The organism is Streptomyces marokkonensis (assembly GCF_039539045.1).
Lineage (GTDB): Bacteria > Actinomycetota > Actinomycetes > Streptomycetales > Streptomycetaceae > Streptomyces > Streptomyces marokkonensis.
Window position 1 is genome coordinate 12342 of the sequence record NZ_BAABCQ010000017.1, and the last position, 21520, is coordinate 33861.

The 21520-nt window shown below is 71.3% G+C and carries 21 protein-coding genes; 10 read left to right on the forward strand and 11 right to left on the reverse strand.

The genetic code is table 11. From position 1 onward, the window contains the following. Positions 1 to 4 precede the first annotated feature (4 nt). A complete protein-coding gene (locus ABEA26_RS06440) occupies positions 5 to 1012 on the reverse strand; it encodes an NADPH:quinone reductase (protein ID WP_345590041.1) in 1008 nt (335 codons plus the stop codon). A 133-nt stretch (positions 1013 to 1145) separates the two neighbouring features. Between ABEA26_RS06440 and ABEA26_RS06445 the strand changes: the two genes are divergently transcribed. The 3 genes from ABEA26_RS06445 to ABEA26_RS06455 all read left to right on the forward strand — a co-directional run bounded on the left by ABEA26_RS06445 (position 1146) and on the right by ABEA26_RS06455 (position 2983). Then, complete coding sequence (locus tag ABEA26_RS06445; protein ID WP_345590042.1) at positions 1146 to 1571, forward strand: hypothetical protein; 426 nt, start codon at positions 1146 to 1148, stop codon at positions 1569 to 1571. Between the two features lie 233 nt (positions 1572 to 1804). Beyond that, positions 1805 to 2197, forward strand: coding sequence for a hypothetical protein (locus ABEA26_RS06450; protein WP_345590043.1), 393 nt, complete (start codon positions 1805 to 1807; stop codon positions 2195 to 2197). Positions 2198 to 2389: 192 nt separating this feature from the next. Further along, a complete protein-coding gene (locus ABEA26_RS06455; RefSeq protein ID WP_345590045.1) occupies positions 2390 to 2983 on the forward strand; it encodes a TetR/AcrR family transcriptional regulator in 594 nt (197 codons plus the stop codon). 12 nt (positions 2984 to 2995) lie between these two features. Here ABEA26_RS06455 and ABEA26_RS06460 read toward each other — a convergent pair whose 3' ends face one another. Then, entirely contained in the window at positions 2996 to 4015 is a 1020-nt protein-coding gene (locus tag ABEA26_RS06460) for an SMP-30/gluconolactonase/LRE family protein (protein WP_345590046.1), read from the reverse strand. A 200-nt stretch (positions 4016 to 4215) separates the two neighbouring features. Here ABEA26_RS06460 and ABEA26_RS06465 point away from each other — a divergent pair, with 200 nt between their 5' ends. Next, on the forward strand, positions 4216 to 6030 hold the full coding sequence (locus tag ABEA26_RS06465; RefSeq protein ID WP_345590047.1) for a flavin-containing monooxygenase: 1815 nt from the start codon (positions 4216 to 4218) through the stop codon (positions 6028 to 6030). A 229-nt stretch (positions 6031 to 6259) separates the two neighbouring features. Here the strand turns inward: ABEA26_RS06465 and ABEA26_RS06470 are convergent, their stop codons facing one another. The 4 genes from ABEA26_RS06470 to ABEA26_RS06485 form a co-directional block, all read right to left on the reverse strand. Continuing rightward, complete coding sequence (locus ABEA26_RS06470; protein ID WP_345590048.1) at positions 6260 to 6766, reverse strand: fatty acid desaturase; 507 nt, start codon at positions 6764 to 6766, stop codon at positions 6260 to 6262. Between the two features lie 425 nt (positions 6767 to 7191). Continuing rightward, the gene (locus tag ABEA26_RS06475) at positions 7192 to 8121 is read right to left on the reverse strand and encodes a cysteine peptidase family C39 domain-containing protein (protein WP_345590050.1); all 930 of its coding nucleotides are present in this window, start codon (positions 8119 to 8121) and stop codon (positions 7192 to 7194) included. Positions 8122 to 8143: 22 nt separating this feature from the next. Beyond that, positions 8144 to 8956, reverse strand: a complete 813-nt coding sequence (locus ABEA26_RS06480) for a MerR family transcriptional regulator (protein ID WP_345590052.1) — start codon at positions 8954 to 8956, stop codon at positions 8144 to 8146. A 552-nt stretch (positions 8957 to 9508) separates the two neighbouring features. Further along, entirely contained in the window at positions 9509 to 10474 is a 966-nt protein-coding gene (locus ABEA26_RS06485; RefSeq protein ID WP_345590054.1) for a pirin family protein, read from the reverse strand. Between the two features lie 150 nt (positions 10475 to 10624). On the opposite strand from ABEA26_RS06485, the gene ABEA26_RS06490 reads away from it, so the two are divergent. Continuing rightward, complete coding sequence (locus ABEA26_RS06490) at positions 10625 to 10972, forward strand: tetratricopeptide repeat protein (RefSeq protein ID WP_345590056.1); 348 nt, start codon at positions 10625 to 10627, stop codon at positions 10970 to 10972. Positions 10973 to 11222: 250 nt separating this feature from the next. Then, positions 11223 to 11888, forward strand: a complete 666-nt coding sequence (locus ABEA26_RS06495; protein ID WP_345590058.1) for a peptide deformylase — start codon at positions 11223 to 11225, stop codon at positions 11886 to 11888. Positions 11889 to 12047: 159 nt separating this feature from the next. On the opposite strand, the gene ABEA26_RS06500 is transcribed toward ABEA26_RS06495, so the two are convergent. Further along, positions 12048 to 13484, reverse strand: coding sequence for a dihydrolipoyl dehydrogenase family protein (locus ABEA26_RS06500; RefSeq protein ID WP_345590059.1), 1437 nt, complete (start codon positions 13482 to 13484; stop codon positions 12048 to 12050). Between the two features lie 120 nt (positions 13485 to 13604). Here ABEA26_RS06500 and trxA point away from each other — a divergent pair, with 120 nt between their 5' ends. Further along, positions 13605 to 14003 (forward strand): thioredoxin, encoded by a 399-nt coding sequence (trxA, locus tag ABEA26_RS06505; RefSeq protein WP_345590061.1) that lies wholly within the window; start codon positions 13605 to 13607, stop codon positions 14001 to 14003. A 444-nt stretch (positions 14004 to 14447) separates the two neighbouring features. Here the strand turns inward: trxA and ABEA26_RS06510 are convergent, their stop codons facing one another. Next, positions 14448 to 15134, reverse strand: coding sequence for a TetR/AcrR family transcriptional regulator (locus ABEA26_RS06510; RefSeq protein ID WP_345590063.1), 687 nt, complete (start codon positions 15132 to 15134; stop codon positions 14448 to 14450). A gap of 145 nt (positions 15135 to 15279) precedes the next feature. Here ABEA26_RS06510 and ABEA26_RS06515 point away from each other — a divergent pair, with 145 nt between their 5' ends. Beyond that, complete coding sequence (locus ABEA26_RS06515; protein WP_345590064.1) at positions 15280 to 15843, forward strand: NAD(P)H-dependent oxidoreductase; 564 nt, start codon at positions 15280 to 15282, stop codon at positions 15841 to 15843. 272 nt (positions 15844 to 16115) lie between these two features. Here the strand turns inward: ABEA26_RS06515 and ABEA26_RS06520 are convergent, their stop codons facing one another. Then, positions 16116 to 17102, reverse strand: a complete 987-nt coding sequence (locus tag ABEA26_RS06520) for a TerC family protein (RefSeq protein ID WP_345590065.1) — start codon at positions 17100 to 17102, stop codon at positions 16116 to 16118. 151 nt (positions 17103 to 17253) lie between these two features. Here ABEA26_RS06520 and ABEA26_RS06525 point away from each other — a divergent pair, with 151 nt between their 5' ends. After that, on the forward strand, positions 17254 to 18546 hold the full coding sequence (locus ABEA26_RS06525) for a polysaccharide pyruvyl transferase family protein (RefSeq protein WP_345590066.1): 1293 nt from the start codon (positions 17254 to 17256) through the stop codon (positions 18544 to 18546). A gap of 75 nt (positions 18547 to 18621) precedes the next feature. Next, positions 18622 to 20058, forward strand: coding sequence for an FAD-dependent oxidoreductase (locus ABEA26_RS06530; protein WP_345590067.1), 1437 nt, complete (start codon positions 18622 to 18624; stop codon positions 20056 to 20058). 25 nt (positions 20059 to 20083) lie between these two features. Here the strand turns inward: ABEA26_RS06530 and ABEA26_RS06535 are convergent, their stop codons facing one another. Further along, complete coding sequence (locus ABEA26_RS06535) at positions 20084 to 21103, reverse strand: sigma-70 family RNA polymerase sigma factor (RefSeq protein WP_345590068.1); 1020 nt, start codon at positions 21101 to 21103, stop codon at positions 20084 to 20086. Between the two features lie 37 nt (positions 21104 to 21140). After that, the gene (locus tag ABEA26_RS06540) at positions 21141 to 21485 is read right to left on the reverse strand and encodes a DUF6343 family protein (protein WP_345590069.1); all 345 of its coding nucleotides are present in this window, start codon (positions 21483 to 21485) and stop codon (positions 21141 to 21143) included. Between the last annotated feature and the right edge of the window lie 35 nt (positions 21486 to 21520).

Genomic DNA, 21520 nt, shown 5'->3' on the forward strand with positions numbered 1-21520 from the left:
CAGATCAACAAAGTGCGAGGACCAGACGCCCCCGCACCTCACCGGCCTCCAGCCTCCGGTGCGCCTCCGCGGTCATCGACAGGGGCAGGCGATCGGCGATGCGCGGACGCCACGGTGTGTCCCTCAGGACGCGTACGACGCCCTCGGCCGCCTCGGCGAGGTCGGCGGTCGTGGCGTTGCTGATGGCGAAGCCCACGATGCTCGCGTCCCTGGTGTAGAGCCGGCTCAACGGCAGCTCGGCGGGCCCTCCGCCCGGTCCGACCATCGCGACCAGGCGCCCGCCCGGCGCCAGCAGGTCCACCGCCTCGGCGAGGACCCCGTGCCCGGACGTGTCCAGATGCACGTCGTAGCCGTCGGGGGCGGCGCCGCGCACCCGTGCGCCGAGGTCGGACGACCGGTAGTCGATGACCTCGGCGGCTCCCAGCCCGTACAGCACCGTGGCGTCCTCGGCACGCGCCGTTGCTACCACCCGCGCCCCGGCCCGGGAGGCAAGTGCCACGGCGGCGCCGCCCACGTTTCCGGCGCCTCCCCCGATGTACACGGTCTCCCCCGGCCTCAGCCGCCCGTGTCGGAACAGCGCCAGCCAGGCCGACGCCGCCGGGTGGGCGGCTGCCACGAGATGCTCCCCGTCGATGTCGCGCGGCGCCGCGTAGAGGCGTTCGGCGGCGACCGTCGCGTACTGGGCGAAGGATCCCTGACGGCCCGCGTGGCCCAGGCTGTTGCACCACACCCGCTGCCCGGGTGTGAGGCCCGCCGCACCGGAGCCGGCCACGGCGATTTCGCCCACCAGGTCGCGGCCGACGACGAAGGGAAACGGCAGCGGTGTGGCGTACGCCCCGGACCGTACGAAGGTGTCCACGGGGTTGACGGCCACGGCCGCGACGCGCACGAGCACGTCAGTGGGCCCGACCGGCGGCACGGGGAGCTCACCCCGGCGGATGTGGTCGGCCGGGCCGACGGAGTCGATGTACGCCGCCCGCATCAGGTCGGGGACTGTGTCGGTGTCGGTCATCTGATTCCTCCGTGGTACGCGGCGAAGGGCAGCCGTGACCCGATCGGCGCAGGTCACCGTCTCCTACCCTGCGAGGCCGCCTCGCCCACCCTAGGCTGACGGGCGTCCGCAGGAATCGCCGCTAGGAGTTCCCATGCGTCTGCCCGTCGAACCCAGCCATGTCGCCCCACGACTGGCCACCGGGGCATTCATCCTCAACTCCGGCCTGGCCAAGCGCGGTGCCGACGAGCAGACCGCCGCCATGTTGCACGGGATGGCGAAGACCGCCTATCCGTTCCTCGGCAAGGTACGGCCGGCGACGTTCGTCCGCCTGCTGTCCGCCAGTGAGACGGCGCTCGGCGCCGCGCTGCTCCTGCCGCTCGTACCGACGGCTGTGGCGGGGGTCGGCCTGACGGCGTTCTCGGCCGGACTGGTGGGTCTGTACCTGCGCACACCCGGCATGCGCGAGGAAGGCAGCCTGCGACCGACCCAGGAGGGCACGGCCCTGGCGAAGGACACCTGGATGCTCGGCGTCGGGGTGGGGTTCGTCGTCGACGCGGTCACGCGCAGATGCCGATGACCGCGTAGAAGCCTCCACCGACGCGTAGAAGCCCCGACCAAGTGGGGCCCGGCACGTGCTGCCTGGCCTGGAACCGGCGTCGCCCGGAGCGTGCGTCGCCCGGAACATGACGGTCCTGCTGTCGCGCGGTGGAACGCGTCCGGTTGGACGACCCGGGTGGCGAAATATACGTTTTGCCCCATTCGGCCTGGTGACTCGTGCGAAGTACATCCACTCGTGACGAGGTGAGAACCATGCTGGTGCTGGGCCTCCTGCTGATGGCGGGCGCCGCCGCCTTCGCGGGTCTGCTGATCGCGTACAACCTGTCCGGCGGTCCGGACTACACGGTGACCCTGCTGGGCAGTGAACCGTTCACGATCAGCACGCTCGGAGCGTTTCTCGGCGGCATCGCCCTGACCCTGATCTTCGGCCTGGGCATGTGGATGCTGCTGGCCGGAACGGTACTCGCGCGCCATCGCAGCAAGAAGCGTCGCGGGGAGCGGGAGACCGCCCGACGTGCCGCCGCGGAGCGCGACCAACTGGCCGGCCGCCTTGACGGCGAGGGCGGCAGTACAAGCGCCTCGGACGAGATGGCGGGAAGCCGCCCGGCCGCCCACCGGCCGCACCGGCTCCGGTTGCACCACTGAGCGCCGGGGCCGGTCGGCGCAGAGGAGGGCACCCCTCTCGACCGGCCCCGGCGATCAGCCGCCCCGTTGGTCTCCTCCGCCGCGTGGGGGCGGCGACTCGGCCCGCGTGCCGGCAGACGACGGCGGCGGCATGGGTCCACGCATCCACGCCGCCCAGGACGCCTTTCCGGGCCGGCCCGGTACCCTTTCGGGGTGAAGCAGCTCTCCACGCCGCACGAGGGGCGGCGCCCCCCGAACGGCGGCCCGAAGGCTGCCGCCCGCAACCGGGCGGCTCTGGTCGCCGCCGCCCGTGAGGTCTACGCGGAGCACGGTCTGGATGTCCCGCTTTCCGCCATCGCACGGCGGGCCGGCGTGGGGCAGGGCGTGCTGTACCGGCACTTTCCCGACCGCACCGCCATGTCCGCCGCGGTGCTGGAGGAGAACGTACGGCAGGTCGAGCAGGCCGCCATGGACGACACCGTCTCCTTCGACGACGTCCTGGGAGTACTCACCTGGCATCTGACGGAGTCGGCGGCGTTCATCGGACTTCTGCACGACTACGGGGCGGCCGGCCGGTCCGGGACACACGAGCAGGCGGTGGCTCTGTCCGGGCGGGTCGAGCGAGCCCTGCGGCAGCGCCTTCCGGCCGGTCACCGGCTGGAAGGCGCGGGCGACCTCATGCTCGCCGTCGCCATGGTCTCCGGTGCCGTCACCGGCCCCGCCCGGCACGACCGGGAGCACCGGGCCCTGGCGGCCTGGCGTCTGCTGGGCGTGGCGGTGGGACCGGTGCGGCCGCTCGGCGAGTGAGTCCGTGACCGGTCAGCCGCCGTTGGACTGCCGGACGCCCTCCGCCAGCGCGTCGAAGCGGTACAGGTAGCCTCCGGCGGGCCCGCTGACCGTCATGTACGCCGTGGTTCCACCGGGGGTGATCGCCACGTTCGTCGCCGACTCGAGCCCGGAGGTACGGCCGGGAATCTCGATCGTCGCGAGCCGCTCGCCGTGCTGGTCGTACACCGCCATCGCGGGACGGCCGTGCAGCCCCTGGTACAGGTTGCCGTCCGCGTCCACGGCGATCGAGTCGGTCTGGGCGATGCCCCCGTCGACCTGGATGGCCGTGTGCTGGGAGGTCACCGCTCCGCTCCCGTCGAGGCGGAGGTAGGAGACGCGGTTCTGGGTGAGTTCACTGACCCACAGCCCGCGATAGTCGCGGTCGAACGAGATGCCGTTCGTCGCGGCGAGGTTGTCGGCCAGGACGGTGGCCTTCTCGCCGTCCCGGTCGATCCGCACCACACGTCCGCGCTCCTCGCGCTCGGTCATCCCCCGCGAGTCGCTGATGTACAGGTTGCCGTCCCGGTCGAAGGCGAGGTCGTCGGGGTTCATCCGTGCTCCGTCGACCGGGCCGGAGAAGAAGACCCGCAGGTCTCCGCCGTCAGGCGCGAGGCTCACGATCTCGCCGCCGGAGAAGTCCGTCAGGTAGAGCCGACCGTCGTACGGGCTGAACTGCGCCGAGGTGTAGGTCCCGCGGCCGTCGGTGTGGAACGTCCGCGCCGTCTTCTCGGTGACATCGACACGCATCACCTTCGGCTCCCCCTCGGGAGCGGTGACGTCGACGACCAGCAGGTTGCCGTCGGCATCGAAGGTCGGCCCTTCCAGCAGGGTCATCCCGGTGGCCGCGTGTGCCTCCGTGAGCTGCATCAGCTTGTGGGCGGTTATGGTCCGCTTCCCGCCCGGCGAGGACGCCTGGGCGCCGGGGTCTCCTGTCTGCGTACCGCATCCGGTGAGGGCCAGGGCGCCGATCGTGGCGAGCACTGCGAGGGGGCGGGTCGGCAGTCGCCGCATGGAGGTCACTCTTCCTCTTCTCGTGGGGGCGTTCGCCCGGGCGGCTCAACACCCGGGAACGAATGTTTCCAGCCGAATACTGTGATGCGCTCACGACTAACCGGACAGTACTGTCCGGTGGTTGTTACGGTAGCGGATGTCGGCCCCCGTCTGGGGGGTTGACCCTGTGAAGATCGAGTATTTGAACTGAGGCCCCCCACATGACCGACCCCCAAGCCGTTGGCAACCGCGAACTCGCTGCCCTGAAGGAGCGCTACCGATTCGAACGTGAGCGACGCGTACGGCCCGACGGAGCAAGTCAGTACCAGAGCACCGAGGCCGAGTTCGGCTACTACGCGGCCGACCCCTATGCCGGAGAGGTGAGTGAACGGGAGCCGCTGCGGGACATCGTCGACGTAGCGGTCATCGGTGGCGGATTCGGCGGCATCCTCGCCGGGGCACGCCTGCGGCAACAGGGCGTGGAACGCGTCCGGATCATCGAGAAGGGCGGCGATTTCGGCGGCACCTGGTACTGGAACCGGTACCCTGGCATCCACTGCGACATCGAGTCGCACGTGTACCTTCCGATGCTCGACGAGACCGGCTACGTACCGGAGTGGAAGTACGCGCCCGGCGAGGAGATCCGCCGCCACGCGGTGCGGATCTCCGAGAAGTTCGACCTGTACACGGATGCCCTCTTCTCCACTGCGGTCACCTCGCTGACCTGGGACGAAGCGTCGGGCAAGTGGATTGTGGCCACCGACCGGGGGGACGCCTTCAGCGCCACCTACGTGGTCACCGCCACCGGCACCCTCTCCGAGCCGAAGCTGCCCGGCATTCCCGGTATCGAGACGTTCCAGGGGCACACCTTCCACACGTCCCGATGGGACTACGCCTACACCGGCGGCACCCCGGACGGCGGCCTGACCGGTCTGGCGAAGAAGCGGGTCGGCGTCGTAGGTACCGGGGCGACAGGCATCCAGGCCATCCCGCTGCTCGCCGAGGATGCCGGCCACGTCTACGTCTTCCAGCGCACCCCCTCCAGCGTGGATGTCCGGGCCAACCGCCGCACCACCGCCCAGGACGTCGCGGCGGACGACGAGGGCTGGGCCCGCCGACGCCGGGACAACTTTCTCCGCATCGTCTCCGGTGAGACAGTCGAAGAGGACCTCGTGGCAGACCGCTGGACCTCCTCGGCGGTGCTTCTGGAGAAGCTCGTGGGCAGCTTCCGCAGGCACGGCGACCCGGCGGCGTTCGAGGCGGCCTACGAACTGGCCGACGCGGCCAAGATGAACGAGCTGCGCACCCGCGTCGAGGAGTGCGTCACCGATCCGGACACCGCGGAGAAGCTCAAGCCCTGGTACCGGTACGCCTGCAAGCGCCCCACCTTCTCCGACAAGTACTACCCCGCGTTCAACCGTGACAACGTCACCCTGGTCGACACCGCCGACACCCACGGCATCGAGCGCATCACCCCCCACGGCGTCGTGGTCGGCGACACCACCTACGAACTCGACTGTCTCGTCTTCGCCACCGGCTTCTCCGTGGGCACCTCCGGCATCCTCTCCGGCAAACTGCCCGTGCACGGCCGCGGTGGCACCCAGTTGCTGCACGCATGGGCCCAGCGGGGTCCGCGCAGTCTGCACGGCTTCACCGGCAACGGCTTCCCGAACCTGATCCAGATGGGCTCCCTGCAGAACGCCGCCAGTGTCAACTTCACGCACGTCCTGGACGAGCAGGCGGTTCACGCCGCCGCCCTCGTCGCCGCCGCCGAAGCCCGTGACGCCGTTATCGAACCCTCCTGCGACGCCGAGGACGACTGGATCGCCACCCTGGCCAAGGGCGCGCCCGATCACGAGTGGTTCCACGCCGAGTGCACCCCCGGCTACTACAACCGCGAGGGGCGCGGTCGGCCGAACGGCCCGAACTCCTATCCCCACGGAGCCGTCGCCTTCCACGACCTGCTGGCACGTTGGCGCGAAACATCCCTGGACGAGGTCCTGCAGGTGAAGAAGGGGAAGGAGAGGACGCGGTAGGAGGCAAGACCCGATTGTCGCGGTCGCCCCGGAGTCGTGGGTGCCCGTGGACACGGTCAGCCAGTGGCGGGGGCGCTTCCTCGCCGAGCGACTGGGGGCTGGCCGGCGAGCCGAGATCCTGGCCATCGGTCCGTGACGCCCGCAGCACCTTCTGCATCCCCACCGTCGTCGACCGCGGCCCGCCGCCGCTCAGCTCCTGGCCCGCCCGCGCGCCCGACCGGACCGGTTCTCACGCGCGCGAGCGGCTGTTGCGGGAGGCCTCCCGCAGGACCTTCCGGTAGAAGGTCACGTAGCTCTCCTCGGTGTGCGTGGCCCACTCCTTGGCCAGTGCGTGGCGCTCCGAGAGCCGGTTGATCGGGACGACCATCGCGGCGTGGTGCTCGACGTGGAAGTTGTTGCCGTTGGTGAACCACTGGCTGAACCGGCTGCCGCTGATGGTCCGGGTGTTGCGCAGCACGTCAGTGCTGTCGTTGTCGCACAGCACGTGCTCCGGCAGTTCCAGCAGGAAGTGCATCGGAATCGACAGCAGAAGCGGGACGCGACCCAGTCCGTTCGCTTCCAGGAACCGGAACATGCCACTGGAGGACGGGCGGGATGATGCCGCCCGGCGGGCGCCCGGCGACCTCGCAGAAGACGAGTTCGCCGCCCGGGGTGTGGACACCTCCAGATGCGTGGTGCCGTCCCGGAGTCCCAGCGCGGCGAGCACCTTGGTGTTGAGTACCTCGTACGGCGCCACGCCGCCGGCCTCCCGCCGATGCGGAGCGGACCCGAGCCCGAGGAACAGCGTCCGGCGTCACCGCACGGCACGGTCCCCGACATCATCGGCGTCCGCCTCTACCTGGAACGCCCCGACAGGCCGGTGCTGCTCGAGCTGCGCCACCCCGACTCCGCGTTCGCGCCGTCCACCTGGCACGTCCCGTCGGTTCATCAGGCAAGTCGCCTGTCGGAATCACAGTTGTCGTGTTGCTCCGGAGCGTCCTTGCGAGCTCCGGAGTTCATGTGTCGTAGGCCAGAAATAGCCTCGCCGGAACCAATGCTCCGTTGCGGAACGCGACTGATCCCCGGTGGTGGCCCACCTCCACCGGTCCAGCCAGAGGAGTACCGAAACCCGGACCGGGCGCCGTGTCCCAAGGCAGGGACGACGCCCGGCTCTCACCATCGTCAGCGAGTCTCGGACGTGAGTGCGGTACGTAGCCGCTCATAGGTCGGGGCAAGCTGGCGCAGGAGGTCGGCCACAGCCTGGTCCTCGCCCGTGACCAGCGGGTGCTGAAGGCTGCCGACCAGCCGGGATTGCCCGGCCGCGACCGCCGCCGCACCGGAGAGTCCCAGCAACTCCAGGCAGTGTGCGGCGTCGGTGAGGCGGCGCGCGCCCACGCGAACGGCGAAGTGCGCCATGAACCCGCGCGTTCCCGCGTCGAGTCCGCCGTCTGCCTGGGCGGCCAAGGCTTCCACGCCGGCGGCCCCGCCGAGCGTTCCCGCTGGGACGGGCCGGTCGCCGCGGCCCGCCAGCCACCGCTGCGCATCGGGCAGAGACCGTCGCAGCGCCTCCTTTGGTGTGACCTGGCGCTCCCGGACGAAGCCTGCGCGCATCACGTAGGGGGCGTCGACGTAGCCGATCGCCTTCGCCTCCCACGCAGCGAGGAAGTCCGCGACCGGCAGCGTTGCGTAAGGGTGGCCGTGTGGGTCGTGGAAGACCACCGTGCCGCCGTCGATCTCCAGCACCACCACGAAGTGGTCGCCGCCGTCGGTGCTGGGTGTGCCCGGTAGGTGGAGCAGCAGTCCCATGTCGACGGGGCCGACCAGGACGGGCCCTCGGGCGGACGTCTCGCGCAGCCGTTCCTCAGCTTCCTCGGCTGTGCCGCCAGCAGTGCGCTCGCATTGGGCGCCGAGCAGGGCGAGGGCCGCGTCCAGGCCCAGGTCCGGGTCCCAGCCGTAGGGGTCGAACAGCGGCAGGGTGCCGCCGATCAACTCGAAGCCGAATGGCGAACCGGTCAGCACCTCGATGATCGCCGGAGGAGGGGCCGCATCGCCAAGCATCATGGCCAGGGAGTTGGCGTAGCAGTACGGGCCGGAACCGATGTAATGCGTCATTGTCGTCCTCTCTTCGGTCTGGTCAGACGGCGATGATGGGCTGCTGAAGCTCTGTCACCCACGCGGTGGTGTCGTCGGGGCAGTCCAGGGAGACCTCGCGGGCAAGCCCAACGGGGCGGTAACCGTGAGCGGCGATCCAGTGAGCGAGCGCGTGCGCGGTGGGTAGCACGCCGTCCATCGGCCCGTGGTGGATGATCGTGGCCGTCAGCGGAACGCCGGGCACCTCAACTATCGGGAGGCCACCTGCCCCTCCGGCCACCGGTATTGCGGCCCGCACGGTGATCGGGTCCTCGCCGGGCGCTTCCTCGTAGCGGGCAACGCCGGGGCCGACCGGGGTGGTGCCCGCGTCATCGAGCCGACGGCACAGTTCGTCGAAGAGTGGGCCGATGACCGGCCCGATGTCCTGTGGTTCGAAGCTCGCTGCAGTGGCGGCTAGCTCGGCCGCCCGGATCAGGGGAAGGGAGGTGACGACAACGTCGTTGGGAGGCATGGTGCCCTCGCTTTCGATCGTCCGGAGCCTTGCCTCAACCCGGGCCATTCGTGCCGCCGCCTCGGTGGCGGCGGATTCCAGCTCCGCCCGGCGCAGCCGCAGCATGCCGCGGAGCTCCTCGGTGCTGATGTCCTCGTCGAGGATCGACCGGACCTGGTCCAGGGTGAACCCCAGGTCCTTGAGGGCGATGACGCGGTTGAGCCGAGCGAGCTGGGTGGCCCGGTAGTAGCGGTAGCCGCTGGACGGGTCGACGTGGGCCGGGCGCAGTAGCCCGACGGCGTCGTAATGGCGCAGCATGCGGACCGACACGCGGCCATGCCTGGCGAAGTCTCCGATGGTGAACATGATGTCTCCCAGTGCAGGCCCTGACACGGTGGGAGAGTCAAGCACAGGATCATGCGTCCACCCGTTTTGCGCCCGTACCACCCAGCAGACGAAGAACCTGCTGCGAGCCTTTCAGCATGTCCCCCCAGGAGGCAGCTTCACGAGCCTCACCGCTACAAGCAAGCACCCTTCTTGTAGGACCCTCACAAGATGACAGCCGGAGCAGCAAGTTCGCGCATCAGCGCTTGCGACCGGTCGGACGCCGGTACGCAATTCACCCGGCCATCACCCAGCCTGCTGTGACGACGCCATCGCGGTAGACGTAAGTATCGAGCTTCGCCATGACCCGATGACGCGTCAGTAGAGTTGGCAAAGGGTTGGCAAGTGTCCTGCCACAGCCACCCACAGATGGACACATCCTCGCCGGGCACGGCACGGCACCGCACAGCACAGCACAGCACTTCGAGCTTGTGCCGCACACCCAGCCACACTGCACCCGCGAGAACCCCTTCAGGGAGGACATAGGACGGCCGTCCGGCTGGCCGTCACCAGTCCGTCAACCCTTCTCACAGGTCAACGGGCCCTTCCGCGAGGCTTCAGCGGGACCGCCGGCAGCTCGGGGGCTGGCAACGGGGCGCCGTCGTAGCCCTGGACCTCACCGAACCGGGACCCTTCCATCCAGTCCCATCTGGCCTGTACGATCTCCTCCTGCGACCGTCCGATCCAGTTCCAGAACATGATCAGCTCCTCCTCGAACGGCTCGCCGCCGAGGAGCATCAGGCCCGCTTCCGAGTCGGCGCGCACGGGAAGTTCGTCGCGGCCGCAGCCGAGGTAGAGCATCGAGCCGGGTACCAGCGGCACACCGTCGACGTGGGCCTCGCCGGACATGGACAGGACGGCGTACTCGAAGTCCCGTTCCAGCGGGAGGCGTACGTCCGTACCGCTCGCGAGGGCCAGGTCGGCGCCGACGATCGGGGTGTACGTCGTGCCGGGCGAGGTGGTGCCGTCGAGGGTGCCCAGGAGCAGGGTGGCCGTCAGGCCCGGCGCCGTGACATGAGGCAGTTCGGCGTGGAACTCGAAGTGCGGGTCGGTGTGGCGGTGGGCGTCCGGGAGAGCCACCCACAGCTGCGCGCCGTGCAGGTGACGGGCGTGCGAGCGTGGGCTCTCCTCGGAGTGGCTGATCGCGTGACCGGAGGTCATCAGGCCCAGCTGGCGGAGCCGGATGGTCTGCAGGCTGCCGGTGGAGTCGCGGTGCAGTACCTCACCCTCGTGCAGCCAGCTGACCGTCTGCAGGCCCATGTGCGGATGCGGCGGCACCTGCATGCCGGGCTCGTCCGCGATGTCGTCGGGTCCGTAGTGATCGACGAAGCACCACGCGCCGATCATGCGCCGGCCCAGGTTGGGCAGCAGTCGGCGGACCTCGGTGGACTCGCCGAGCTTGACGTGACGGGGGCTGAGGAGTTCCCGTACGGGCTCCGCCACCACGAAGCCGCGGCCGCCGCACAGGCTGGGAACCGCTTCGCGGTCAAGGTTGCTCATGCAGCCCAACCTAGCGCCGGACGGCCCTCCGCGTCAGACCGTCCCCCGGCCGTCACCGTGGCCGGGTGCAAAGAGGCCCCGGTGACGGAATTCGGATGGTGGAATGTTCAACCATGCGGGGTGGTTGCAGTACGCCGAAGGAGGCCACGAGTGGACACGACGTACTACGACCACGGAACGCCGGCGGAGCGCTGGGAGCGCGCACGGATGTTCTTCGACGCCAAGGACTACGCCGCCGCAGCGCGGGTGCTGAGCGGGCTGGTCGGGGAGGTTCCCGAGCAGACCGGACCGCGGCTGCTGCTGGCACGCGCCTACTACCACTCGGCCCAACTGCGGCGTGCGGAGGCCGAGCTGCGGGTCGTCGTCGAGCGCGAGCCCGTCGAGCAGTATGCCCGGCTGATGCTGGGACGCACGCTCGAACGGCAGGGGCGGCAGGAGGAGGCCGACGCGCAGCTGCGGATCGCCGCCGCGTTGGCGGGGGACTTCGCCGACCGCTGACGCCTGATCCCTGACTGCTGACACCTGACTGCTGACACCTGGCAGATGGCCGGCGGCCGGCGGCCCCTGCTGTCTGGCGCCGCGCGTGGGATCGGGCGACCGAAGACGAAGCCCCGACCGCGCTGGGGCCTCGTCCGCGGGGACTGCGGAGGTGGTCGGGGCGGGGGGTGCGTCGGGTTCCCGGCCCTTGCAGTGGCGGACGTCATATCGGCGGTGTTGTGGGTGGCAGGCGCCGTGGCATCCTGGCGCGATGGGAACTCCGAGTGATCGCGCATCTCTTGCCGAACGGGTCGAGGAACTGATCGCCGTGGGCGGCCCGTTGCCGATCGTCGCGGCCGGCGATCCGGTGCTGCGGCGCGTGGCCGAGCCCTTCGACGGGCAGTTGGAACCATCGCTGCTGGCGCGGTTCGTCGAGGCGCTGCGCCTCACCATGCACGCGGCACCGGGTGTCGGACTGGCCGCGCCGCAGGTGGGGGTCGGGCTCAGGATCGCGGTCATCGAGGACTCGGCCCCGGTGCCGGACGAGGTGCGGGTGGCACGAGGGCGGGTGCCGCAGCCGTTCCGAGTGCTGGTGAATCCGTCGTACGAGGCCGTGGGTGCCGGGCGCGCCGCGTTCTTCGAGGGCTGTCTGAGCGTGCCGGGCTGGCAGGCGGTGGTGGCGCGGCACGACGAGGTTCGGCTGCTGGCGCGGGATGAGCACGGGCGGGCGGTGGACGAGGTGTTCGCGGGCTGGCCTGCGCGGATCGTGCAGCACGAGACGGATCATCTCGACGGCGTGCTGTATCTGGACCGGGCCGAGCTGCGGTCGTTGGCGTCGAACCGGGCGATGGCGGAGTTGTGGGGGCAGGCGACGCCGCAGCGGGCGGCGGCGGCCCTGGGGTTCGCGCTGCCAGGGGCGGCGGGGCCGGCGGTCTGAAGGGGCGCGAGGGCGCGAGGGCGCTGGACGGGGGGGGAGGCGCTGGGGCAGGGGCAGACGCTGGGGCAGGGGCAGACGCTGGGGCCGCCCGGCGTTCGGAGGGGACCGTTGCGACCACCCCGCCCGTGCCGCCCCAGCGGCTGTGCGGTGTGTGCCTCGTCAGTTGTCCCGGTACGACTCCAGCAGCCGCAGCCACACCTCGCTGATCGTCGGGTAGGACGGGACCGCGTGCCACAGGCGGCTGATCGGGACCTGCCCGGCGACGGCGACGGTCGCGGAGTGGATCATCTCGCCGACGCCGGGGCCGACGAAGGTGACGCCGCGGACGATCTCGTCCTCCAGGTCGACGACCATGCGGGCGCGCCCTTTGTAGCCGTCGCCGTGCAGACTGGCGCCGGCCACCGTCGCGAGGTCGACGTCGACGGCGCGGACGCGGTGGCCTGCCTGCTCGGCCTCGGCCAGGGTCAGGCCGACGGACGCCGCCTCGGGGTCGGTGAACACCACCTGGGGGACGGCGTCGTGGTCGGCGGTCGCGGCGTGCGCGCCCCACGGGCCGGAGTCCAGGTCCGGCACACCGGAGGCGCGGGCGGCGATGGCGGCGCCCGCGACGCGTGCCTGGTATTTGCCCTGGTGGGTGAGGAGGGCACGGTGGTTGACGTCGCCGACGGCGTAGAGCCAGTCGTGGCCCTCGACCCGGAGGCTGTCGTCGACGGTGAGCCAGGAGCCCGGTTCCAGGCCGACGGTGTCCAGGCCGATGTCGTCGGTGCGGGGAACGCGGCCGGTGGCGAAGAGGATCTCGTCGGCCTCGATGCGGTCGCCGGTGTCGGTGACGGCGACGACGGTGCCGCCCTCCCGGGTCACGGACTCGACGGAGGTGCCGGTGCGCAGGTCGACGCCGGCGTCGGTGAGCGCCTCGGCCACCAGTTCGCCGGCGAAGGGCTCCATACGGGTGAGCAGGCCGCCGTCACCGCGCACCAGGAGCGTCACCCGGGAGCCGAGGGCCTGCCAGGCGGTGGCCATCTCGACGGCGACGACTCCGCCGCCGACCACGATCAGCCAGCCGGGCGCGCTCTTGGCGCTGGTGGCTTCGCGACTGGTCCAGGGGCGTACCTCGGTGAGTCCGGGCAGGCCGGGCAGGGCGGCGCCGCTGCCGGTGCAGACGGCGACGGCGTGCCGGGCGGTCAGCACCCGGCGGGTGCCGTCGGGCGCGGCCACCTCGACCGTGCGCGGCCCGGCGATCCGTCCCTGCCCGCGGTACAGATCGACTTCGATGCCCTCCACCCACTGGACCTGGCCGTCGTCCTTCCAGTGAGAGGTGAACTCGTCGCGGCGGGCGAGGACCGCCGCCGCGTCGAGCGGCTCCCGCACCGACCGGCTCAGACCGGGCAGGCGACGGGCGTCCGCGCGGGCGAGGACCGGGCGCAGCAGGGCCTTGCTGGGCATGCACGCCCAGTAGGAGCATTCACCGCCGACCAGTTCGCTCTCCACGATCGCGGTGGACAGCCCGGCCGCGCGGGTGCGGTCGGCGACGTTCTCCCCCACGGGGCCCGCGCCGATCACGACGACGTCGTACGCGATGGAATCCGATTGCGTCATGGGGTCAGTCTGGTGGGTGGTGTGCGACGTGGCCACATGGGTACGTGCGCGGAATACCCACCAGATCGGCAGTGTTGTGCCGACGGCCTCGCACCCGGAACCAGGAAGAGTGATTACCTCATGACCAGCACCGTGGAACTCACCAAGGAGAACTTCGACCAGACGGTCACGGACAACGAGTTCGTCCTGATCGACTTCTGGGCGTCGTGGTGCGGTCCGTGCAAGCAGTTCGCCCCGGTCTACGAGAAGGCGGCCGAGGCCAACCCCGACCTCGTGTTCGGCAAGGTGGACACCGAGGCGCAGGAGGAGCTCGCGCAGGCCTTCGGTATCCAGTCGATTCCGACGTTGATGATCGTCCGGGACCAGGTGGCCGTGTTCGCGCAGCCGGGCGCGCTGCCCGAGGAGGCCCTGACGGACGTCATCGACCAGGCCCGGAAGCTCGACATGGACGAGGTCCGCAAGTCGGTCGCCGAGCAGCAGGCGCAGGCCGAGGGCCAGGCCGGGCAGGGCGGCCAGTAGCAGCGGGGCGGAGCCGGCCGCCGGTCGGCTCGACTCGCGGTGCACCGCCGCCGCGCCCAGCACCTTGTGGCGCTCGGGCGCGGCGGCGGGGTCGCGCACGAACGCCACCGCGGCGGCGGGGTCGCGCACGGCGCGGCGGGCGCCGGCCAGGCGCGGTGGCGAGAAGACCTCCAGTCCGTCCTCCGCGGGCACGACACCGATCCTGCGGCGCCCGCGGTCGTAGAGGTGCCGGGCGGCACTGTGACCGACGGTCTCGTGGTCCATGAGCAGGGCGTGCGCTCCCTCGACGGCCTCGGGACCGAGGGTGACGACCGCACGGGCACCCGAGCGTTTGAGAACCTCCACCGGGCGGCCTCGTCGTCGTACAGGCCGACGGTGCCGTACTGGACGAAATCCGGTCGGCCTGTGGGCACGTGGGCGCCCTGTGGGCGCGGTCGCCGCGGGTCAGGCCGGGGGGGGCTCGGTGCGGGTCACCCGTGCGACCAGGTCCGTCCAGCCCGCCCGCAGCCGCGTCGGAGGCACCCCGCACTGCTCGGTGAGGTGGTGGACCAGGGCGGCGTCGAGGTACGCCATCAGCGTGTGGGAGAGGAGCTCGCTGTCCGCGTCCGGGACCGCCTGTCGCAACAGCAGGGCCACGTGGCCGCGCAGGAAGCGGCGCGGTGCGGAGGTGTAGCGGCGTTCCGCGCTCGGCTCGGCGGCCAGTTGCAGGTCCAGTTCGGCGATGGAGCGGCGCAGCATCGCGCAGCCGAAGGCGCGCAGCCGCTCGACGGGCGGCGCCCCGGGCCCCAGGGGCGGCGGGCCGCCGAGGAGCGCGGCCTGGAAGTTCTTCTCGGAGTGGTCGAGGAGCGCCATGAGCAGGCCGGTGCGGTCTCCGAAGCGGCGGAAGACCGTGCCCTTGCCCACCGAGGCGGCCGCGGCCACCGCCTCCATCGTGACGCCGGCCGCACCGTGCTCGGCGACCAGCCGGGCGGCGGCCTCCAGCAGCCGGGCCCGGTTGCGCGCGGCGTCGGCGCGCAGGCAGGGCTCGTCCTCCTCGGTCCCCGTGGCGGCGGCCCCCGTGCCGAGTTGCAGCAACTCGGGCGGGCCGACGGTCTCCTGGGGTTTCGGGAAGGGCGGCAGGGCGGCGGGCATGAACCCAGCCTAAGGCATCGGGAAGAAAACTGGACCGCGGTCCGTTTGGGATGTTAGAAATTAAACGGACCCCGGTCCGGATCCTTTACGGCAGTGTTTCAGCAGCGTCTGCCCCGCAGCGTCTGCTCCATCAGTGGGAGTACTCATGTCTGTCCGCATCCTTGCGCTCGTCGGCAGCCTTCGCGCCGGTTCACACAACCGCCAGCTCGCCGAGGCAGCCGCCAAGTTCGCCCCCGAGGGCGCCGAGGTGCAGCTGTTCGAGGGGCTGGCCGACATCCCCTTCTACAACGAGGACATCGACGTGGAGGGCAGCGTCCCGGCGGCCGCCGCGAAGCTGCGCGAGGCCGCGCAGGCCACCGACGCCTTCCTGTTCTTCTCGCCGGAGTACAACGGCACCATGCCGGCCGTCCTGAAGAACGCCATCGACTGGCTGTCCCGTCCGTTCGGTGCCGGCGCCATCGCCGGCAAGCCCACCGCCGTGGTCGGCACCGCCTTCGGCCAGTACGGCGGCGTGTGGGCGCAGGACGACACCCGTAAGGCCGTGGGCATCGCCGGCGGCAAGGTGATCGAGGACCTGAAGCTGTCCATCCCGGGTTCGGTCACCCGCTTCGCCGAGACCCACCCGGCGGACGACGCCGAGGTCGCCGCCCAGCTCACCGAGGTCGTCGCCCGGCTGCACGGTCACGCCGACGAGGCCGTCGCCGCCTGATCCGCACCCCAGCGCGTACGGGACCGGAGCTCCGCCGAGCTCCGGTCCCGACGTTTGTGCCGGGGCGGTGGCGAGGAGTCGATCCGGACTACCACGGCACCCGCGTCGTCTCGCACGGCAAGCCCTCCCGGCGGGCTGCTGAGGGGCGGCGGGAGGACGTCTCGGGCTGGTGGGTGACGCCGGCACCCGGTCAGTACGGCGAGTCCTCGGCGTCTGCGCGTTCTACAGCTCGGGGGTCGGCAGCGTGGGCTGGACCATTCAGTACCCCTGTGTCAGCCGCCGTCCCGGCCCCGATCCTGCCCCTGCCCCTGCCCCTGCTCCTGCTTCCTCGCGGCCGCCAGGCTCGTCGCCGTGGTGACCGCGAGGACGAGCACGATGAAGCCGAGTGAGAAGGGAATCCCGATCTCCGGCACGTGGACCCCGGACTCGTGCAGGGCGTGCAGGACCAGTTTGACGCCGATGAAGCCCAGGATCACCGACAGGCCGTACGAGAGATGCACCAGCCTCCTCAGCAGGCCGCCGATGAGGAAGTACAGCTGGCGCAGGCCCATCAGGGCGAACGCGTTGGCCGTGAACACGATGTACGGGTCCTGGGTAAGTCCGTAGATGGCGGGGATCGAGTCCAGGGCGAACAGGACGTCGGTGGAGCCGATCGCGAGCATCACGACCAGCATCGGGGTCATGACCCGCCTGCCGTTCTCCTCGATCCACAGCTTGGTGCCGTGGTACCGGTCGGCGACGCCGAAGCGGCGCTCGACCGTCTTCAGCAGTTTGTTCTCCTCGTACTCCTCGTCGTGCCCGCCCTTGCGGGCGTCCTGGATGAGCTTCCAGGCGGTCCAGATCAGGAAGGCGCCGAAGATGTAGAAGACCCAGGAGAAGGCGGAGATGATCGCCGCGCCGGCCGCGATGAACGCGGCGCGCAGCACCAGGGCGATGATGACGCCGACCATGAGCACCCGCTGCTGGTACTGCGAGGGCACCGCGAACTTGGCCATGATCAGGACGAAGACGAAGAGGTTGTCGACGCTGAGCGACTTCTCGGTGACGTAGCCGGCGAAGAACTCGCCGGCGGGCGCGCCGCCCGCGAACACCAGGAGCCCCACACCGAACAGGCAGGCCAGAACCACCCAGACCGCCGTCCAGATCCCGGCTTCCCTGATCGACACGTCGTGCGGCTTGCGGCCGATGAAGAAGTCGGCGGCGACCAGGACGCACAGGCCCGCGACGGTCAGCAGCCAGACGCTGAGGGAGACGTTCACCGGTGCTCCTTGGTGGCTGTGGGGAGACGGGACCGCGTACGAGTTCTTGGTCAGGGTGTTTCCACGGAGCGGCGCAGGCAACCCGGCAGCGTGCGCGGTCTGCGCACCCAGGCCGGCGGGCCGGCCGACTCCGACGTGACGGGAGCCCCGGATGACCACTGCCCCCTCGCATCCGCCCCCCGCCCGGCCGGGCCCGCGCATCGGCGTGCTCGGTTCCTACGGCGGTTTCAACATCGGCGACGAGGCGATCCTGACGTGTGTGCTGAGCTGCCTGCGCGCCCAGCGGCCCGACGCGCACCTGATCGTCCTGAGCCGGAACGCGGAGCACACCCGTACCCATCACCCCGACGCCGACGAGGTGGTGCCCTGGGAGGGCGTAAGCCGCAACCACGTCCTCGACGTGCTGCCCGGCCTGGACCTCCTGGTGCTGGGCGGTGGCGGCATCCTCTACGACGGCGAGGCTCGGCGCTACCTGCGGCTGGTGCGCGCCGCGCAGACCCGGAACGTGCCCACCTTCGCCTACGCCGTCGGGGCGGGGCCGCTGACGGACGCCGAGGACCGGGACGCGGTGCGCACCGTGCTGGCGGACATGGACGACGTCGTGGTGCGGGACGAGGAGTCCCGACTGGTGCTGGAGGAGGTCGGTCTGGAACGCGAGGTCTCGGTCACCGCCGACCCGGCCCTGCTGCTGGGCCCCGAGCCCTTCACCGAGGCCATGATGCGCGACGAGGGCATCCCCTGCGGCGCCCGGCTGGTGGGGATGTCGGTGCGCGAACCGGGCCGGGCCGCCGAGAAGCTCGACGAGGGCGACTACCACGCGCTGCTCGCCGACGTCGCGGACTTCCTCGTGCGGCGGCTGGACGCGCACGTCGTGTTCCTGCCGATGGAGCGGCACGACGTACGGCACGCGCACGCCGTGCTGTCCCACATGACGGCGCCGGACAAGGGCCGGATCCTGCACGGCGACTACAGCCCGGGTCAGGTGCTCGGCTTCATGCGCCATCTGGACGTGGCCGTCGGCATGCGGCTCCACTTCGTGATCTTCGCGGCGCTCACCGGCGTGCCGGTGCTGCCGCTGCCCTACTCCGGCAAGGTCTTCGACTTCGCGCGTCGGCTGGGCGCACCGGCGCTGGTGGGCGTGGCGCGGGAGCAGGCCGGGCTGCTGCTCGCGGAGGTGGACCGGCTGTGGGACGAGTACCCGCAGCGCAGGGAGGACCTCCGGTCCCGGATGCGGGAACTGTCCGTGGCGGCCCGGGAGACCTGCGTGCGCTGCGGTTCGCTGCTGGACGAGATCGGGGAGGCCGCCGAGAACGGCGACGCCTGCGAGGCCGGTCAGGATGACAAGGGCGGCGACGGGACGCGGGCGCAGACGCGGACGCGGGCGCAGACGCGGGCAGCCGGGCACGAGCGGTGCGTCTCCGAGCCGCGGCCGTTGCACGCCTGACCGACCGCCTGGTTCTGACCGCCTGACCGCCTGACCATCTGACCATCTGACCGTCGAGGAGCCCTGAGGAGAGCGATGCCGATCCTGGAAGAGCCCCGCGAGCCCCGCACGGTCACCCTGCCGCCGCGACCCGCCCGGCACGGGGGCCGGTGTGACGTCCTGGTGGTGGGCGGGGGTCCCGCCGGGTTCGCCGCCGCGGTCGGCGCGGCCGACGCCGGGGCCGACGTCGTACTGGTGGAGCGGTACGGGTTCCTCGGCGGAAACGCGACCGTGGCGCTGGTGATGCCGCTGATGTCGTTCCACAACGAGCACAAGCAGGCCGCGTTCACCGAGGCCGGGGACACCTCACGGCTGCTGCCCACCGACCACGGCGAGGGTGAGCCGGTGGTCGCGGGCGTGCTGTGGCAGCTGCTCGACCGGCTCATGGGGCGCGGGGGCTGTCTCCCGCCCTCACCGAAGACCGGGTACACGGTCCCCTTCGACCCGGAGCTCTTCAAGCTCTCGCTGCTCGAGATGATGGACGAGTCGGGGGTGCGGATGCTGTTCCACTCCTTCGCGTCCGGCGCTCTGCCCCTCGACGACGGTTCCGGCTGGCGGGTGGTGTTCGAGACCAAGTCGGGGCCGGTGGTGATCGACGCCGGGGTGGTCGTGGACGGCACGGGAGACGGTGACGTGGCGACGTCCTGCGGGGCGCCGTACGAGATCGGCCGGCCCGAGGACGGGCTGGTGCAGCCGATGACGCTGATGTTCCGTGTCGCGGACTTCGCGCGGCCGGACTTCGCCGACTACGTGCGAGCCCATCCCGACCAGTGGCGAGGTGTGCACGGTCTGTGGGACCTGATCGAGGAGGCCAGGGCGAACGGCGAGCTCCGGCTGCCGCGGGAGGACATCCTCTTCTTCGCGACCCCGCACCCGCGCGAGATCGCCGTGAACAGCACCCGGGTCAACCGTGTGCTCGGCACCAACGTGTGGGACCTCACCCGGGCCGAGTACACGGCCCGGCGCCAGCTCTCCCAGATCGACCGCTTCCTGCGCACCCGTGTGCCCGGCTTCGAGGAGTCGTACGTGGTGCAGAGCGGCACGCACATCGGGGTGCGGGAGAGCCGTCGCGTACTCGGCGACTACCAGCTGACCGGACACGACATCCTGGCCGCGCGCACCTTCCCGGACGTGGTCGCGCACGGTGCCTACCCGGTCGACATCCACAACCCGCGCGGTTCCGGCACCGTCCTCAAGCGGGTCCCGCAGGGCAGCTTCTACGACATCCCGCTGCGCTGCCTGGTGCCCCGGGACACCGAGCGGCTGCTGGTGGCCGGACGCTGCATCTCCGGGACGCACGTGGCGCACTCGTCGTACCGGGTCATGCCCATCGCCATGGCCACCGGCCAGGCGGCCGGGGTGTGCGCGGCGCTGACCGTCCGGCACGGACGCGGTCCGCGCGGCCTGCCCTACCGCCTGGTCCAGCGCGAGCTGCTGCGGCAGGGCGCCCGGCTGCGGATGGACGGCCGCTGAGGCCGGCCGGCCCCAGCGGCCGAGTTCAGCTCGCCCAGTCCAGGAGCCGGTCCCGGGTCTCCGGGGCACGGAGGTGCTCCAGGGACGCCTTCTCCAGCTGGCGGACGCGTTCCCGGGTCAGGCCGACATGCTGCGCCACCTGGTGCAGGGTGCGGGGGCGGCCGTCGTGCAGGCCGTAGCGCAGGCTGAGGATGAGGGCCTCCCGGGGCGCGAGGGTGCCCACGGCCTCCCGCAGTTCCGCCGCGAGCGCCTGGAACTCGGCGACCTCCGGTGCCTGGAGGACCTCGGTGTCGGGGATGAGGTCGCCGACGACGGTCTCGCCGGTCTCGTCGACCGGGGTGTCCAGGCTGACGGAGTTCCGTCCGACGCGGCGCAGCCAGACGACCTTCTCCTCGTCGATGCCGCTGTCAGCGGCCACCTCGTCGGCGGTCGGCTCGCGGTCGAGGCTCCCGCGGAGCTTCCGTTCGACCTTGGCGAGTTTCTGCAACTGCTCCACGACGTGCACCGGCAGCCGTACGGTGCGGGCGTGGGTCGCCAGACCGCGCTCGATGGCCTGGCGGATCCACCAGGTGGCGTACGTGGAGAACTTGAAGCCCTTGGTGTGGTCGAACTTCTCCACGGCCCGGATCAGTCCGAGGTTGCCCTCCTGGATGACGTCCAGGAGGGGCAGCCCGCGGTGGGCGTGGCGCTTGGCCATCGACACCACGAGCCGCAGGTTGGCGCGCACCATGTGGTCCTTGGCGGCCTGGCCGTCGTGGACGGCCTCCTCCAGCGCGCGGCGCCGTCCGGGTGTCGGGGCGGGGTCGCCGGTGTCGGCCGACTCCAGCTCCTCCAGAGCCCGGACACCGGCCTCGATGCGCGTGGCCAGTCGCACCTCGTCCTCGGCTGTCAGCAGGGGGGTGGCGCCGATCTGGGTCAGGTACTGGCCGAGCAGGTCGGGTTCCTCGTCGGGTTCGGGGATCCGGTTGCGCAGCCTCGCGGTGCGGGTGGTGGCGCGGCGGTCCTCGCGAGGGCCCGTCGCGGGTGCTCGTGCCGGGGCAGCCATGACGCTTCCTCCTCCGTCCCCCCCTCGGGTTCCGGGGTCAGTGCGGTACGGGGGTGCCCCGTTCGCGCCGCAGCCGGCCGATCACGACCATCAGGTCCGCCGCGGCCAGCAGGGCGAACGCCGCGCACACGGCGGCGAGGACCACCAGGCTGCCGCGTCCGGGGCTGTCGCCGGAGCCGGTGTCCGCGGCCCACACGCCGAAGAACGCGGCCCCGGCGACGAAGAGCGGCAGGAAGACGGCCGAGAGCAGCAGCCGTAGCCGCAGCGGGCTCTGCGCGGTGACCGGTTCGGTGCCGGTGCGCGGGGAGCGCCGGCCGATCGTGCCGGAGCGCGCGCGTGGAGCGGGTTCCGTGGCCCCGTGGGGGCGGCGTCGGTCGTTCATACCGTTCCTCCGTGACGGTCTGGGGCGTGACGGTC